This window comes from Fibrobacter sp. UWT3 (assembly GCF_900230125.1).
In the GTDB taxonomy this organism is placed as follows: Bacteria; Fibrobacterota; Fibrobacteria; order Fibrobacterales; family Fibrobacteraceae; genus Fibrobacter.
This window is the reverse complement of sequence record NZ_OCSS01000001.1, coordinates 1,310,294-1,326,257: the sequence shown is the minus strand read 5'-3', so window position 1 is coordinate 1,326,257 and position 15,964 is coordinate 1,310,294. Positions and strand designations below refer to the sequence as shown.

Sequence of the window (15,964 nt, the reverse complement as noted above, 5' to 3'; positions counted from 1 at the left end):
CAAAACCGGGGAAACCCGGGGATGACATTAAGGAAAAGTAATGGATTCTCTCCTTAAGCCTTTTATGAATTCCCGCAAGGTGTATGTGCCGGGCAAGATGTACCCGGACATCCGCGTGGGAATGCGCGAAATTTTGACAGAAGACCCCGAAACGCCGGTGGTTCCCGTGTACGACACGAGCGGCCCTTACAGCGATGTAGACGCCAAGCTCGACGTGACGAAGGGCATCGAACGTTTCCGCGAATCGTGGATTATGGAACGTGGCGACGCCGAACAGCTGGACGACATGACGTCTGCTTATGGCCGCGCCCGCCGTGCAAACCACGAACTCGACCACCTGCGCTTTAACGCCGAGCATCACCCGCTCCGCGCGAAGGCCGGGCACCACTTGACGCAGCTCGACTACGCCCGCAAGGGAATCGTCACCAAGGAAATGGAATACGTGGCCATCCGTGAAAACCAGCGCCTTGACGAACTGCAGGCCCAGGGTAAAATCAAGATTGAAGGCTCCCCCATTACGCCGGAATTCGTGCGTGACGAAATCGCCGCGGGCCGTGCAATTCTGCCGGGGAACATCAACCACCCGGAATGCGAACCGATGATTATCGGTACGAATTTCTTGACCAAGATCAACAGCAATATCGGAAACTCCGCCATCACTTCTTCTATCGAAGAAGAAGTCGAAAAGATGGCCTGGTCCGTGCGCTGGGGCGCCGACACCGTGATGGACCTTTCCACCGGAAAGCACATCCACGAGACGCGCGAATGGATTATCCGCAACAGTCCTGTACCTATAGGGACTGTGCCTATCTACCAGGCGCTCGAAAAGGTGAACGGCAAGGCCGAAGAACTCACGTGGGAACTGTACCGCGACACGCTTATTGAGCAGGCGGAACAGGGCGTTGACTACTTCACGATTCACGCGGGCCTGTTGCTGGAACACATTCCGCTTACCGCCAAGCGCACCACGGGTATCGTGAGCCGCGGCGGTTCCATCCTTGCCCTCTGGCAGATGCGCCACCACCAGCAGAACTTCTTGTACACGCACTTCCGTGAAATCTGCGAGATTCTCGCCGCCTACGACGTTGCCGTTTCTTTGGGCGATGGTCTGCGTCCGGGAAGCCTCGCCGACGCCAACGACGCGGCCCAGTTCGGAGAACTGGACACGCTTGGCGAGCTCACGAAGATTGCCTGGGAATACGGCGTGCAGGTGATTATCGAAGGCCCGGGTCACGTGCCCATGCACAAGATTCAGGACAACATGGCGCGCCAGCTCGAAAAGTGCCACGGGGCCCCGTTCTACACGCTCGGCCCCCTCACCACCGATATCGCCCCCGGTTACGACCACATCACATCGGCCATCGGCGCAGCACAAATCGGCTGGTACGGCACCGCGATGCTTTGCTACGTGACGCCCAAGGAACACCTCGGGCTCCCCGACCGCGACGACGTGCGCGCAGGTGTGGTCACCTACAAGCTTGCCGCCCATGCGGCCGACCTTGCAAAGGGCCATTTCGCAGCGCAGTTCCGCGACGACGCCCTTTCGCGCGCCCGCTTCGACTTCCGCTGGAACGACCAGTTCGCGCTATCGCTCGACCCCGAGAAGGCGATGGAATTCCACGACAAGACGCTCCCCGGCAGCCAGGCCAAGGCAAGCCACTTCTGCAGCATGTGCGGACCTAATTTCTGCAGCATGCGCATTACGCGTGCGGTGCGGAATTTCGTCAAGACCGGCGAAGTCGGCGACGTATAGGGCCGCACATGCGCCGAGACGAGGCAACAGGTATAAACCTGTTGTCGAGGCGAAGGGCGAGCAAAGACTAACTAACCTAATGGAATCATTTTGTCTTTGCTCGCATTCTTTAAACAGCCCGCGAAAGCGGGCTTATTTTATACATAAAATCTATAACAAAGAAATCCACACCTTGGTGGCCATGCGCACTAAACAACAGGTTGTCAAGTGCGGCCCGCCCGCCTGCGCAGGGATAACAAATTAAATAGTTTATTTGCTTACGAATTCTTACACGATGGTAAGGATATCCGCGAAACCCGTCACATCAAAGATTTCCTTGATTTCGGGGCACACGTTGCGGATAAACATCTTGCCCTGCTTGTTCATGACCTTCTGGGCAGAAAGCAGCACGCGCAGGCCTGCAGAAGAAATGTAAGAGAGCTTGGCGAAATCGAAATTCAATTCGGTAACGCCATCAAGTTTTCCGACGACCTCAGCCTCGAGCTGCGGGGCGGTCATGGTATCCAAGCGCCCTTCCAGGGCAAAGCTCAAAACGTTGTTTTCGAGTTTCTTTTCAATCTGCATATTAACCTCTTTTTTAAAACTTTCCTTGTGGCCTAGCCCAGTTTCTTCGTAATCTTGAGAATGTTCTTCTCGCCATCGCGCTTGTATTCCATCTGGTCCATCGTCTTCTTGACCAGGAAAATGCCAAGCCCGCCAATCTCGCGGTCGTCGGCAGAAAGCGTAACATCCGGGTCGGCTTTCGCAAGCGGGTCGTACGCCACGCCGTTATCGATAAACGTCAGGCTAGCCGAAAGCACGTCTTCCACGACTTCCAGAACGAGCGTCATCTTCGACGAGCCGGAATAATGCACCACGTTGCTAAAAAGTTCATCGATTGCAACGTTAATCTGCATCTGGGCCTTCATCGAAGGTTCAAACGGTTCAAGTTCCTTCTCCACGAACGCCGTCAGGGCGTCGATGTTCTCAATCTTGGAATCAACAGTTATTTCTTTCTTCAAATTCTGCATAGCCAAATCCTAGCGAGAAAGAATTTAGAAAAATTTACCGGAAAGTCCATGCTAGCGCTTCGCCTTTTCCCTGTACAGCGCCTCGTCGGCACGTTCAAACAGGTCTTTCAGGGTTTCGCCCTTCCCGCAGCCAGAGGCATACCCGATGCTCAGGCACAGGCGGTACGGGAGAGTTTCGTCCCTGAGGGCGATTTCTTCATTGATAGCGTCTTTCAGGGCCTCCGCGGCAGAGGCATCGGGCAGTTCCGCCACCAGGTTGAACTCATCACCGCCAAAGCGCGAAATGAAGCAACCGCGGGGGCCGCAAACCTTCTTGAGCACGTCGGCAACCGTAATCAGCGCGCGGTCGCCTTCGTGATGCCCGAAGTTATCGTTTATGTCCTTGAACTTGTCCACATCGAGCACGAACAGGTACAGCGAGCCCTTCGCCGAATTCTGCCCCATCTTGGAATCAAGAAACACGTTCAGCTGGTTCCTGTTGTTAAGCTTGGTGAGCGGGTCCGTCGAAATCATGCGGGATTGCAGTTCGAGGAATACCCAAAGCACGGCAACCACCATCGAGTATACCGAGAAGGGATGCGTGCCCGTAAAGTACTCGAGAACAAAAAAGAATGCGGGCAACACGCCACACGACGCCAAGGCCAGGTACAAAAGCTTGTCGGAGTAGTAGCGCCTAATGAACACGCGACGGCCCGCAATGAAGCCCGTCCCCAGCATATAGAAGCAGCAAATGGCAATATAGACAAAGTAAGCGTTCCCGCGGATGGCGTGGTTGTCGGGGCTAATGCGGTAAATCCAGCCCTGCGATATGGAGCACGCGATAAGCAAGACGCCCACCATCAAGGGAATCAGTAAATAGAGCAAGGTCCGCTTATGGTGCCAAAAATGGAGCTGCAGGTTGTAGCCCACAAAGCGAAGCCACTGGAACGCGAGGAACAGGTTCAGCGAGAGGAACGCGATGCAGCAGACGTGGTTCACAGCTATGGCGGCCGGGGTAGCGTGCCCCTCGACCATCTCCGACGCGAGGTCGAAGACGAAAAGCATCATAATCATTACGAACACGTGCGTGAGGATGGTCTGGTCGGCAAGCCTGTTCAGGCTCGTGCGGAGCGCCCTGAGCATCACGGCGAGGACCGCAATGCAGAACAGGCTTATTTCGGCATATTCAAGCAAGTACTCGCTCATACCCGATCCACCTTCTTGCGCTTCTTGATTTCATAAAGGGATTCGTCCGCCCTGCGGCCAAGGGATTCCTCGGTTTCGCCCTTCCGGAGCCTTGCGTACCCGATGCTCATCTTGAGTGCGTACGGAAGCCCGATGGACTTCTTTTCCAGCTTTTCCTCGATGGCGGCGCAGAGTTCATTCGCGGCATCGTCGTCCGGGAGGTTCGCGAACACCACGAACTCGTCGCCCCCGTAGCGCGAAATAAAGTGCCCGCGCGGGCCACACACGAGTTTCAGCACCATCGAAACAATCATGAGCGCGTTATCGCCCTCCATGTGGCCGTAGGTATCGTTGATACCCTTGAACTTGTCGAGGTCCATCGCGAATTGGTAAAGCATCTTGCCCGGGATTTCTTGCTTGAACCGCGAACTCAGGTAGATGCTCGCCTGGTTGCGGTTGTTGAGGCGGGTCAACGGGTCGAGCGAAATCATCTCGCGCTGGATTTCGAGGAAAACCACCACGAGGCCGAGGGTCGCACCCACGCAGAAAACCGAAAGTCCGGGGTACTCAATCTGGACAATTTCTGCAAAAAACGGCAAGAAGCCGAGCGCCGAGATGGCATAAAGCTTGTTCTTGTTCACCAGTTCACGCTTGCGCTTGATGGCAAAGACCGCGACAAAGAAGGAATACAGCAGGTACGCGAAGATGAGGCTCACGTGCAAAATGAGGTATTCGCCACGCTGGTAGTGGTTCGTGGCATCCACGGTAAAGAACCACCCTGTCCAGATGGAGGCAATCGCCATGAAGGCAACCACAATCATGGGCAGCATGAACAGCACCCTGTAGAACTTCCACAACTTGAGCCTGTTCCCCGAAAGGAACAGAGAATAGCGGCTCCAGTAATAGCACACGACGCCACTTTGCGCAAAATAGGCGGCGTTTACAATCTTGTTTATCAGCGGGCCGTGGGAAAACGAAGTCCCGTCCAGCACTACCCAGAGAATGTCGAACGAAAAAAGGAGCAGCGAATGGAGGCAGAGGTTAAAAAACGTCTTCTGGTCGGACTCGTGCATCACGCCACGCTTAACCATGAACATGAGGATAATCATGATGACAGCGCAGAGTGTATTGACGGTTATATAGAGCGACATCGAGAAGCCTTTTGTATATGATAAAATAATAAAAAAAACACCCTTTTAGCATTAAATTTATGGCAATATTTCCCCTTATGCGTGACTAGACTCACATATGGTTGCCGATGTAAACACGAAATACACCTAAAAGCGTAAAAATGGCGAAATTTGAATATAGATTAAGAAAAGTGTATGAACGTTTTTACATTGCGCAAGCAGTGTATGGAGGTATTATGAGATTCTCAACGGCGGCATCCCTGGCTCTGGCGGCATCGCTGGCCACAACCGCATTCGCGCAAATCACCCCCACCCGCGTGGGCCCCGTGAGCCAGTACGGCCAGCTAATGACCGGCAAGAACTCGCAGGGCAAGGGGCAAATCTACGGCAGCTGCGAAGGCGTCAAGGACGGCGCCGAAGTGCAGGTGCGCGGAATGAGCCTCTACTGGAGCCTGATGCCCCAGGCTGTTGAATACTGGAGCGAAGAAGGCATCACCACCATGGTGAACGACATGAAGATCCAGATTGTGCGCGCCGCCATGGCTACCGGCAACGAAGACTGGCAGGGCGGCTACAAGGGTTACGCGAGCGACCCCAACACCCAGAAGAACCTGATGAAAACCGTCGTCGAGGCCGCCATCAAGAACGACATCTACGTGATTATCGACTGGCACTCACACGAGGCCCACAAGCAGACCGACGCCGCCAAGAACTTCTTCAAGGAAATGGCAGAAACCTACGGCCAGTACGACAACGTGATTTTCGAAGTCTATAACGAGCCGCAGCAGATTTCCTGGAGCGAAGTGAAGAACTATGCGAACCAGGTCATCCAGGTAATCCGCCAGTATTCCGACAACCTGGTGCTCGTGGGCAACCCCTCCTGGGACCAGAACCCCAGTGACGCCATTGGCAACGAGGTGAACGACAGCAAAAAGAATACGGCCTACACCCTGCACTACTATGCAAATTCCCATAACTGGAGCGGCAACTACGACTGGGGTGGAGAAAGTGAAGGTTCCAAGGGCGAAAAAGCCATGAATGCGGGCCTCTCCGTATTCGTCTCGGAATGGGGAACAGCAGACGCCAGCGGCGGCGGAGACCCCAACCAGAGCCGCAACAAGAGCTGGCAGGACTACGTCAACAAGCACAAGCTCTCCTGGGCGAACTGGTCGGCATCCTATATTTCCGAAGGAACGGCAGCTTTCCAGAACGGCTCCAGCAAGACCTCGCTGCAGTACACAACATCGGGCAACCTGGTGAAGGGCTACCTCGCCACGAACCCCACGAGCTACAAGGCCTGCAAGGCCGAAGAAGAAGTCGGGATCAAGGCCCCCGCAATTGCAGGCGGCTTCAACGTGAGCCTCGAGGGCAAGACCCTGAATATCGCCGGCGGCAACGCGAATGTTGAAATCTACAGCCTGCTGGGCAACAAGTTCATGGCTGTCGATAACGTGAGCGGTGCGCTTTCGCTCGCAAGCCTCCCCTCCGGTTCGTACGTCGTGCGCGTGAACGCGAAGGAAGGCGGCAAGACGATGCGCGTGCAGGTGCGATAAGCAAGAGTTACACCAAAAGAGAGAGAAGTCCCGGGGGCTGCGGCCCTCGGGATTTTTGTATGAGACTAGGGAGGGCGCGAAGCGGGCTTTTTGCGGGATGCGAGGTGCGGGATGCGAGGTGCGAGGTGCGGGGTGCGGGGGCGCGAAGCGGGCTTTTTGCGGGATGCGCGGTGCGGGGTGCACGAGGGATGCAAGGTGCGGGGTGCGGGGGCGCGAAGCGGGCTTGTTGCGGGCTCTTCGAAGGCAATTTGCGAATGATTCGCATTTTTACAGACCAAATAGCCTTCCAAGCGGCATTTGGTCTGCTGATTTTTAGTTTATTCGTACTTTTTCAGGCATTTTTCAGGACTTTTGCCCCCGAAAGCATCCTCAAAAGTTCATTTTCGGGAGCAAACAGCATATTTTTCGCCAAAAAATGTTTAATTTGTACAAAATCCTACAGACCTAACAGCGACAAAAGCCCCATTTAGTCTGCTATTTCACCCAAAAGCAGCATTCGCACCGCCCAAAAGCAACGTTTGCTCCGCCTGACGAACGAGCGGTTCCATGTGAGCCGCAAGCGCCTCGTCTTAACGAGGCGTGGCGGCGAGAGTGAGTGAGTAACCGGAGGTTCCAATCCCTAAACGTCGAACGAGCGGTTATAAAAAGAGAACCCCGCTCGATTGAGCGGGGCTTCTTGTAAAAGTTTCAAGCGGAGGCGCGGAAATCTTGATGCCCGAAGGCGGTTACGTCCGCGCCACTAGCGCTTTGCCGAAATCAATTACTTGGTGATGACGCGGGCCATTTCGCAAACCTTGTTGCTGTAGCCCCATTCGTTATCGTACCAGGCGCAAACCTTCACGAAGGTCGGGTCGAGCTGGATGCCAGCCTTGACGTCGAAGATAGAAGTGCGAGCGTCGTTGCGGAAGTCGGTAGAAACGAGAGCTTCGTCGGTGTAACCGAGGATGCCCTTGAGTTCGCCTTCAGAAGCTTCCTTCATGGCCTTGCAGATTTCTTCGTAGGTAGCCGGCTTTTCGAGTTCGGCAGTGAGGTCAACGAAGGAAACGTCGGAGGTCGGAACGCGGAGGCTCATACCGGTGAGCTTACCGTTGAGCTGCGGGAGAACCTTGCCCACGGCCTTAGCAGCACCCGTAGAAGACGGGATGATGTTTTCGAGGATGCCGCGGCCACCGCGCCAGTCCTTCTTGGACGGGCCGTCGACGGTCTTCTGCGTAGCAGTTGCAGCGTGAACGGTGGTCATGAGGCCACGCTTGATGCCGAACTTGTCGTTGAGGACCTTGGACATCGGGGCGAGGCAGTTGGTGGTGCAGGAAGCGTTGGAGATGATGTCCTGGCCGGCGTAGGTCTGGTGGTTCACACCGTAAACGAACATCGGGGTAGCGTCCTTGGAAGGAGCGGACATGATGACCTTCTTGGCACCGGCCTTGATGTGGGCGCGGGCGAGTTCGTCGGTCAGGAAGAAGCCAGTGGATTCCACAACGACGTCAACACCGAGGGCACCCCAAGTGATGTTGGAGGGATCCTTTTCGGCGAACACCTGAATCTTGTTGCCATCGACGATGAGGAAGTTGCCTTCGAAAGACACGTCGTGCTTGAAAGCGCCGTGCACGGAGTCGTACTTCAGCATGTAAGCGAGGTAGTCAACGTCGAGAAGGTCGTTGATACCGACAACCTGAATGTCCTTGGAGAAGTTTTCCACAGCAGCGCGGAAGACCATACGGCCGATGCGGCCGAAACCATTGATACCGAGTTTGAGAGCCATTATTGGATCCTTTTGTTTATTGTTGAAATTGCTAGCCACCTTTAGGGTGGTGCTTTGCTGGCGTCAAAGATACAAAAAATGGAGGTCTTTGTGTAGTTCTGGAGTAAAAAAAAGACAAAAGACCGATATTTAGTGATTAAGGGAGCACGGACTCCCCCGCTTGCCCCCTCCCCGACCGGCAGGGGCGGTTCGGGACTAGTTCCCGCTGAACCCGAGCGAATCCTCAAGCCACGTATCGGTGCGCTGTACCGAAAGCCTGCTCTGGTAAGCCTTTCTGCCCGCCCGATGCTGCGCCCAGCGCACCGAAAGGGCGGAAAAAGGCCCAAGGTGCCTGAACGCCACGGCAAGCGCGTTCGGCAGGTTACGGCGCAGCACATCGTCTTCGAACGAGGCGTAGTGGCTCACGCTCCCCGGGTCGCCCTGGCGCGCCGAACGGCCGAAAAGTTGGCGGTCAATGCGCGAAGAGGGGTTGCATTCCGTCGCAATAACGTGGAGCCCGCCGATTTTCTTGACCTTGTCCGGAATCTTGATATCGGTACCGCGGCCGGCCATGTTCGTTGCGACCGTAATGGCCCCGAACTTGCCCGCTTCGGCCACAATGGCGGCCTCTTCCTCGCAGCGAACCGCATTGATAATCCGGCAATGCAGGCCCTTCGATTCGATGGCCGAGGCAAGGTATTCGCTTTCGTCAATGTCCTTCGTGCCAATCAGGATGGGGCGGCCCTTCTCGTGCATGCGGATGACCTCCTTCACGATGGCGCGTCGCTTGGCGTCCTTGCTCGCAAAAGTCTTCAGGTGCGATACCTTGCGCTTGCTCTTGCGGTGATTCGGGATGCACACCACGGCAGCACCATAGATTGTCCAGAATTCGGCGGAGGCCTCCTTGCCCGTACCCGTCATGCCCGAGAAATTCCTGTAGAGCCTAAAGAAGCGCTGGAAGCTCATTCGCGCCTCCGTCTCCTTGAGGCCGCTCATTTCGAGCCCTTCCTTGATTTCTATCATCTGGTGCAGCCCGCCGTTCCACGAGCGCATGGGCATCTTGCGGCCTGTCGATTCGTCGACAATCACCACCTTGCCCTCTTCGACAACGTAATGGCGGCCACACTCGAACAGTTCGCGGGCCACAAGCGCCTGCCGCACCAAATCCTTCAAAAAACCGGCGCGGGCAAACGAAATCTCTTCGCCGATATCGTCCAGGCGGGATTCCATATCGACAACAAAGCGTATGGTGCGGTTCTTGTAGTCCACCTCGTAATCCGTACGGCGCTTCAGCTTTTCGGATACCTTGTATGCAAGGCGGCACGCCTCGTTGAACTCGTCGTTCTTCTTTTCGCGCGAAATAATCAGCGGGGTCACGGCCTCGTCAATCAGCACGTTGTCGGCCTCGTCGACTATGGCCGTATAAAGCCCGCGCTGCACCAGGTTCGACTTCAGGCGTTCCATATTCATGGTCGTGGCGCTAACGAGCCGCTTGCCAAAATCCTGAAAATCCCCCATCGCAATCCGGTCGCGCAAAAAATCTGCCAGCACTTCTTTCGCCGTAGAATAAGTCACGTCGGCCGAATAGCCCTCGCGCCGCTCCGCGGGCTTCATCGCACCCGTCACCGCCCCGACGCTCACCCCGCAATACGAATACAGCGGCTTCATGATTTCGGCATCGCGTGCAGCCAGGTAGTCGTTCGCCGTAATCACGTGGCACGGGCGCTTGCTCCAGCCCCGCACGGCGGCACACATGGCGGCCGTAACCGTCTTGCCCTCGCCAGTCGACATTTCGGCGACATACCCGCGGTATAGCGCAAGCGCTCCCGTCAACTGCTCGATATACGGCCGATACCCGAGAGTCCTCGACACGGCCTCCTGCACCAGGGCAAACGACTTCAGGAGAGCGCTCTTCGCGAAGGGGCGCTTGAGTTCGGCCTGCATGTCGGCCATGCGCTTTTTCAGGGAGGCATCGTCGAGCTGCGTAAACGAACGGCTCCACAGGTCGATACTCCGGGCATCTTTCAAAAGCCCGCGCAGCACTCCCCTGCGGCCCTTGAACTTTCCGACCATCCGCGACATCAGGGCATCGAGGCCCGTCGGGATCTTTTTCACTTGCTTGCAAGATGTCAGTCGGTAGTTATCGGTAAGGTTCATATTACATCTTGTAGTACTTCTGCAGGGCCTGGCGCGCCTTGCGGATTCCCTGCAGGGCTAGCGGGGTATCCTTCAAATGGAAACGGATCTTGCCCGAACGGCCGTGCGCCCAGTCAATGCCCGCCAGGGCCGCATCGTCCCTGTTGATTGTCGCACGCACCAGGTAGACGGGTTCCGCAGTACGTTCGCCATACCCATCCCCCGCGTCGCCCGAGGCACGCGTCTCGATTTCGCCACCGCCGAGCCACCCGAGCGCAGCGGAAGGCAAGCGGTCACGCGCCGCAGGAATAGCCGAAACGCTATCGACAGGGATTTCGGTAAAGGCGTCGCCACTGAGCCGCACCGAAACCTTGCGCGGCTTTTCCGTGAACAGGCGAGAGACCTCCTCCTGGCTCACCACCGCCAAAAAGTCGAATGCGGTCGTGTCGAGCACCATCCCCATCGAATCGCCACGCTGCATAAAGCGGCCCACGTACTCGTCCGGGTTCTTCACGTCCCAAATGCCGTCCATCGGGGCCACAAGCGTCAACTTGTCGCGGTAGCGCAGCAGGTCGCCCAGTTCCTGCCTCAGCACGCCCAGCCTCTTTTCGAGCGGCAGCATATTTTCGGGAGCGCGGTCCAGCGCCTGGTAGTACGCCTGCACGGCCTCCCTCACCTGAGCGCGCTTCTCCTCAATCGAAAAATCGAGTTCGCGGTTTTCGAGGACCATCAGCGTATCGCCCTTCTTGACCTTCGCCTTTTCGCCGCGGAACACGTCGGCAACAAGGCCGCCCTCGCCCACCGTCGTGTTTTCGTACCGCGACGCCTCTATAACGCCGGGAGCCTTGAACGTGTCGGGAACGGGCAGGTAGAACAGCAGCGATATGGCACTGCCGAGCACCAGAACCGTCACGAAAACGGCTCGGTTACGCACCAGCGCAAGCCCGGGGCTTGCGAAGATGTACTTGAGGAACTTGCCCACCGGCATAATCACCATCGTCAGGCAAAGGAGGGCCCCCATGATAAACGAAAGTATCAGGTAGTGCTGCGAGATGGTGACGATGAACCCCGTAAATAGGAAAATCCTGTAGATTGACGAAGCGACTCCGTAAACCGAATAAATCACGCGTTCGAGCCAGGTCTCGGCAACCGCCTCGGCATCGCGCTTGAAGAACACGTAACGCTCCAGCAGGTACTTGAGGTGGCGTACCGAATTCTGCTGCAGGTTGGGCATGTCCAGCAAATCGGTCAGGATATAGTAGCCGTCGAATCGCATGAGCGGGTTGATATTGAACAGCACGGTCGAGACCGAAGCCATTATAACAACGTTGTACGCAATGTTCTTGGCGAGTCCACCGCCAAGGTTCGCCCAGACAATCAAGGCGACCGAGGCGATAAAGAATTCCGTGAGCATGCCCGCGGCCCCCACCAGAGCGCGCCTCGACTTCTTGCGGAACGACCAGCTTGCCGTCGCATCCACGTACGGAAGAGGCACGAGCAGCATGAACATCACGCCCAGCGTGTGCACCTCGCCCCCGTAGCGCTTGACGACGCTCGCATGGCCGAATTCGTGCAAGAGCTTCACGAACACGGTACACACGTAGACCCAGCCGATATTCGATGGCGAAAGGAATCCCGAGCTCTGGTCCTTGAGGGCATCGAAGTTCTCGATTCCGTATTTCGCGGCAACGATAACCGTCGCGAGCCACACGAGCGCGAAAGGCTTGCTCAGCAAGAAGCGGATAAGCCAGCGCAGCTTGTTGAGCAGGGCATCGGGGTCGAACAGCGGCACCTTCAAGAAGAAGATGTTCAAGAGCGAGGCCTTGACCTTCTTCTGCTTCTGCTTTCGGTTGCGCTCGAACAGCTTTGCGCCATCGTCCACGCCCGTGTACATGAGCATGTTCGCCTGGTACAGCTGCGCAAGCATCTCGATGACTTCGCCCTGGCCGGGCATCTCGCCTTCGCTACCCTTGAGCATAGCGCTCCACACCTCACCCACCGTCTTGTCGGGCGAAAGGCGCGACACGAAGTCGTATGCCCCGCGAGGCAATCGGTAATACTGGTTCGTAAACGGTTCGTACAGTACGTACCAAAGTACACCGCGGTAGGTCTGCCTGTGGACGCGGACACTCGCCCTGAGGGAGATCTTGCTCCCCGCAAGGCGGTACCACGACTCATGGAATATCTTGCGCTGCTGATCGAGGACCATAGAACAGATTACCGATGAGCAACAGTTGCCATGAGCGAAATGGAGTCTCTAGAAGTGATTCTCAAGACAATCTTGTGTTCACCCACGACAGTTGCCACATCAGGAATGTCGAATTCTGCATAGTTCTGCAAATACACCGTCGGGTCAGTCTGCTGACCATCCCAGGTGACAGACAGCTTATGCCTCGTGTTGTCGGAGCAGTTCAACTGCAGGAATACGTTCGGATGGTAATACTGGTTGCCCTCGTCCCAATCCGTAATCACGATTTCCACAGTCTCGCCGGCAGCGATTTCAACCAAGGTCGAAGTTCCTTCCTGGTCAATCACCACCGTTCCGTCGTCTGGAGCCACAACCGGAGGCGTCGGCGTAGAGGCTTCTCCACTGCCCTCTTGCCCGTCGTCATCGACAATCACGGGTTTCGGCACTACAAGCTGCGCTGTGCTGTCGGAGCCCTGCGACGTGAGGTTCCTGCCTTCGCCAACATCGATGGTATCCTTGCGGTCGTTTTCGTTCGACACGGAAGTATCGATACCCTGGATGAGGTTCTGGTCGAGCCTGCTCTGGAACTGCCACACGTTCGCGTTGTCGTTGTCGAGGTAGTTCTGGTGCTGCGTCGTGTCGATGGTATGCTGGTCGAGCGCAATCTCGGTATTGGGAGTGAACACGCCCAGCGGGTTGTTGTGTTCGAGCACGAGGTTCGCGCTTCCACCGAGGGCGATATCGTCGCCTTCGCCCATCGTAATCGTGTCGGCACCTTCGCCACCCACGGCAACGTCGCGGTCCCTGCCCGTCGTGATCGTATCGTTGGTCGAAATCGAAGTCACCGCATCGTGTTCGATGGCTACAGACTTGGCCTCGATAACGCGGTTCTTGAACTTCGATACATCTGCGACATCGGCATCGTAAGGAACATCCATGTCGAATACGAGTTTCGCGTCGTCGCCATAGACGAGGTCCTTGTCGTGATCGCCGCCGAGGTCCGTTTCGCCGGCATAGCGGCCATCGCCCGATACAACCTGCACCGCCGAAATCATCGGGAGGTTCTTCGGATGCTGACCGGAGCTCGTGTAGATGTTCCTGATGCGGATATCGGCGACATCGCCCGACACGCCGCGGAACACCACGTAGTTGCCCACCAGTTCAAGGCGCGGAGCCGCCGAATCATGGGCCGAATCGTTCAAAGCCATCTGCAGCATGCGTTCGGCTTCGGTCTGCGACGAGCAGGTAGCCTCCTTGTAGTCGCCGTCGAACTTGTGGCCCGTCCAATCGTTCAGGTAACGGTATTGAGACACGCCATTGTGACCCGTAAACTTCACCTGGTACAGGTAGTTGTACGTATCGGTATCGTTGTTGTCGCCACCGAGGTAGATGTAGAGGTCATAGGTCGAGGAAACCGTATTGTTCGAATTGCTCACGAAGCTGTTCATGTTCTTGAGCTTCAGGACAATCTCTTCGCTCTGCTGTGCCGCAAGGTAGGTGTTGAACAGCTTCGAGTTCGAAGTGTCACCATCCAGTTCATCGTAGTTCTCGATTGTGAAGCTTGCGACGGTCTGGCGCTGCCCGTGGTTCTTGCCGTAAAGCTGAACCTCGACACCCTCCTCGACAGCATACGGATTGCTTGCCGTGGGGTTGTTCGAAAGGCTGTTCATCTTGTTGTTGTACTCGGGAGAGGATTCCTGACCGCGCACAGATTCCGATACAATGACGCCACGGTCGTTGCGGTAGAAGTTGTGCCAGTCGGTATCCACCACGACACCTGCCGCCTCACCCTGCGCAATCGCATCCGTAGAATCGGAATGCTCGCGGGTAAAGTTGATGGAGAGGACGTTGATGTCGTCCAGCATCGTGTCGGCGGCCGCAGTCGCCTCGGCATTGATCGTATCCGCCCCGACGCCGCCCACAACGGTATCGTTGCCGTTGCCGGTCTTGATGAGGTCATCGTAAATCGCATCGATGTTCGTGATGGCCACAGATTCCGCGGTCGAGATGGTCGAAGCCGTAGATTCGTCGCTGTCGCGGTCGGTAAGCAGAATCTTCGCGTTGTCGCCGAACACAACGTCGTTGTCGTGGATGCCGTAGCGTTCATCACCGAAGGTGGTGATATCGTCGCTACCGGTACCGCCCACCACGATATCATCGCCGAGGTCGGTACGGATGGTATCGTTACCGCCGAAATCGATATCGGTCGTCGCGGCGACATCCTGCTTGTGGAGCGTGCCCCTGACCTGGATAGCTGCGATACCCGGGAGGTTCTTTCCGTTCTGGGCATTGGGATCCGCCTCCTCGATAACCACGCGAATGCGGTCGGCAATTGCATCGGCAGGCACTTCGAATACCACGTAGTTCGCTTCCATCGCGGAAGCGGCCGTTTCGGCAGTCGAGCGTTCGTAGGAACCATGGAAGTTGTGGCCCGCATTGTCCTTCACATAGAAGGTCTTGATCGGATCTTCCGAATCGTTTGTATACAGGCTCACCTTGCGAACGCTGTTGTCTGCCGCAGAATGAGAATCCGGGATATCGAGATACACAACCACCCTGTAGCTCGTGAAGTACTGGGCAAGGCCGTCCATCTGGACATCGAGTTTATTTTCACACTGGGCATTCGGGGCAGTCGTCATCAGGCCCGAATTCATGAGCTTCGCGTTCTTGTCGTACTGCGCATTCCAGAGGCCAAGGTTGTAGGCCTGCAGGTTGATGCGGTTGTCCGTACTCGTGTTGCGATGGCTCTCGATGCCGCCGTAGCTCACGCTCACGCCGCTTGCGCGCACGCGGGTTTCGTCGGCAGACTTTTCGCCCGTCGCATCGAGGTTATCCATGTTCACGACTTCGCGGTCATCGTTGCCGTATGTACCTGCAAGCGAGCCCGAGATGTTGTTCCAGTTGCTGCTGCGGTAATCGTCGCCGTTTTCCTCGTTGTACGCGCCGACAAAGTCGCCCGCGTTGAGGCCCGTCTGCGAAGCACCCTGGAAGTTGAAGCTGAGGGTCGCCTCTTCGTAGACATCCGGGACGTTCTGGCGGTCGCCCACCTGTTCGAACACCTCGTTCGCGTTGCCGCGGAATGTCGCATAGGCGTTGTCGCCGAACACAACATCCTGCCCATTGCCCGTCGTGATATCGTCAGAATCGAGACCACCAAAGACAACGTTGTCACCATTGCCAGCGATAATCGTATCGGCTCCGGCCGTTCCGTCTTCGCGGACAACGACTTGCTCGTCCTTGTCAAGCGTTTCGATGTTGCGGCCTTCGTTGGTGACATATATCGCATTGA

The 15,964-nt window shown here is 56.4% G+C and carries 9 protein-coding genes and 2 pseudogenes; 2 read left to right on the top strand and 9 right to left on the bottom strand.

Annotated elements, in window-relative coordinates:
• Positions 1–40 precede the first annotated feature (40 nt).
• Positions 41–1,723 (top strand): annotated as a pseudogene (thiC, locus tag CRO08_RS05685) (phosphomethylpyrimidine synthase ThiC); the annotation flags it as partial.
• 297 nt (positions 1,724–2,020) lie between these two features.
• On the opposite strand, the gene CRO08_RS05680 reads toward thiC, so the two are convergent.
• From CRO08_RS05680 to CRO08_RS05665, 4 genes are read right to left on the bottom strand one after another with little or no spacing between them, the layout of a single operon-like run.
• Positions 2,021–2,317, bottom strand: coding sequence for an STAS domain-containing protein (locus CRO08_RS05680; protein ID WP_072811964.1), 297 nt, complete (start codon positions 2,315–2,317; stop codon positions 2,021–2,023).
• 32 nt (positions 2,318–2,349) lie between these two features.
• Complete coding sequence (locus CRO08_RS05675) at positions 2,350–2,763, bottom strand: ATP-binding protein (RefSeq protein ID WP_072811961.1); 414 nt, start codon at positions 2,761–2,763, stop codon at positions 2,350–2,352.
• Positions 2,764–2,814: 51 nt separating this feature from the next.
• Positions 2,815–3,948: a diguanylate cyclase gene (locus CRO08_RS05670; RefSeq protein ID WP_097035384.1), complete on the bottom strand. Its 1,134-nt coding sequence runs from the start codon at positions 3,946–3,948 to the stop codon at positions 2,815–2,817.
• Positions 3,945–5,078 carry a GGDEF domain-containing protein gene (locus CRO08_RS05665; RefSeq protein WP_097035383.1) on the bottom strand — a complete coding sequence of 378 codons (1,134 nt, stop codon included), beginning with the start codon at positions 5,076–5,078 and terminating at the stop codon, positions 3,945–3,947. The genes CRO08_RS05670 and CRO08_RS05665 overlap by 4 nt, the downstream gene beginning before the upstream one ends.
• A 215-nt stretch (positions 5,079–5,293) precedes the next feature.
• Between CRO08_RS05665 and CRO08_RS05660 the strand changes: the two genes are divergently transcribed.
• Positions 5,294–6,610: a cellulase family glycosylhydrolase gene (locus tag CRO08_RS05660; protein ID WP_176495072.1), complete on the top strand. Its 1,317-nt coding sequence runs from the start codon at positions 5,294–5,296 to the stop codon at positions 6,608–6,610.
• Between the two features lie 760 nt (positions 6,611–7,370).
• Here CRO08_RS05660 and gap read toward each other — a convergent pair.
• The 5 genes and pseudogenes from gap to CRO08_RS17570 form a co-directional block, all read right to left on the bottom strand.
• Positions 7,371–8,372, bottom strand: a complete 1,002-nt coding sequence (gap, locus tag CRO08_RS05650) for a type I glyceraldehyde-3-phosphate dehydrogenase (protein WP_072811949.1) — start codon at positions 8,370–8,372, stop codon at positions 7,371–7,373.
• A gap of 195 nt (positions 8,373–8,567) precedes the next feature.
• Positions 8,568–10,466, bottom strand: a complete 1,899-nt coding sequence (locus tag CRO08_RS05645) for a hypothetical protein (RefSeq protein WP_176495071.1) — start codon at positions 10,464–10,466, stop codon at positions 8,568–8,570.
• Between the two features lie 43 nt (positions 10,467–10,509).
• Complete coding sequence (locus tag CRO08_RS05640; protein ID WP_097035379.1) at positions 10,510–12,696, bottom strand: hypothetical protein; 2,187 nt, start codon at positions 12,694–12,696, stop codon at positions 10,510–10,512.
• Between the two features lie 8 nt (positions 12,697–12,704).
• Positions 12,705–15,782 carry a hypothetical protein gene (locus CRO08_RS05635; RefSeq protein ID WP_097035378.1) on the bottom strand — a complete coding sequence of 1,026 codons (3,078 nt, stop codon included), beginning with the start codon at positions 15,780–15,782 and terminating at the stop codon, positions 12,705–12,707.
• A gap of 9 nt (positions 15,783–15,791) precedes the next feature.
• Positions 15,792–15,929 (bottom strand): annotated as a pseudogene (locus CRO08_RS17570) (hypothetical protein); the annotation flags it as partial.
• Positions 15,930–15,964: the final 35 nt, after the last annotated feature.

What these genes read in the sequence shown, in the direction of transcription:
- gap (WP_072811949.1), bottom strand. Translation starts at nt 8,372, where the DNA reads ATGGCTCTCAAACTCGGTATCAATGGTTTCGGCCGCATCGGCCGTATG.
- CRO08_RS05660 (WP_176495072.1), top strand. Translation starts at nt 5,294, where the DNA reads ATGAGATTCTCAACGGCGGCATCCCTGGCTCTGGCGGCATCGCTGGCC.
- CRO08_RS05670 (WP_097035384.1), bottom strand. Translation starts at nt 3,948, where the DNA reads ATGAGCGAGTACTTGCTTGAATATGCCGAAATAAGCCTGTTCTGCATT.
- CRO08_RS05640 (WP_097035379.1), bottom strand. Translation starts at nt 12,696, where the DNA reads ATGGTCCTCGATCAGCAGCGCAAGATATTCCATGAGTCGTGGTACCGC.
- CRO08_RS05665 (WP_097035383.1), bottom strand. Translation starts at nt 5,078, where the DNA reads ATGTCGCTCTATATAACCGTCAATACACTCTGCGCTGTCATCATGATT.
- CRO08_RS05675 (WP_072811961.1), bottom strand. Translation starts at nt 2,763, where the DNA reads ATGCAGAATTTGAAGAAAGAAATAACTGTTGATTCCAAGATTGAGAAC.
- CRO08_RS05680 (WP_072811964.1), bottom strand. Translation starts at nt 2,317, where the DNA reads ATGCAGATTGAAAAGAAACTCGAAAACAACGTTTTGAGCTTTGCCCTG.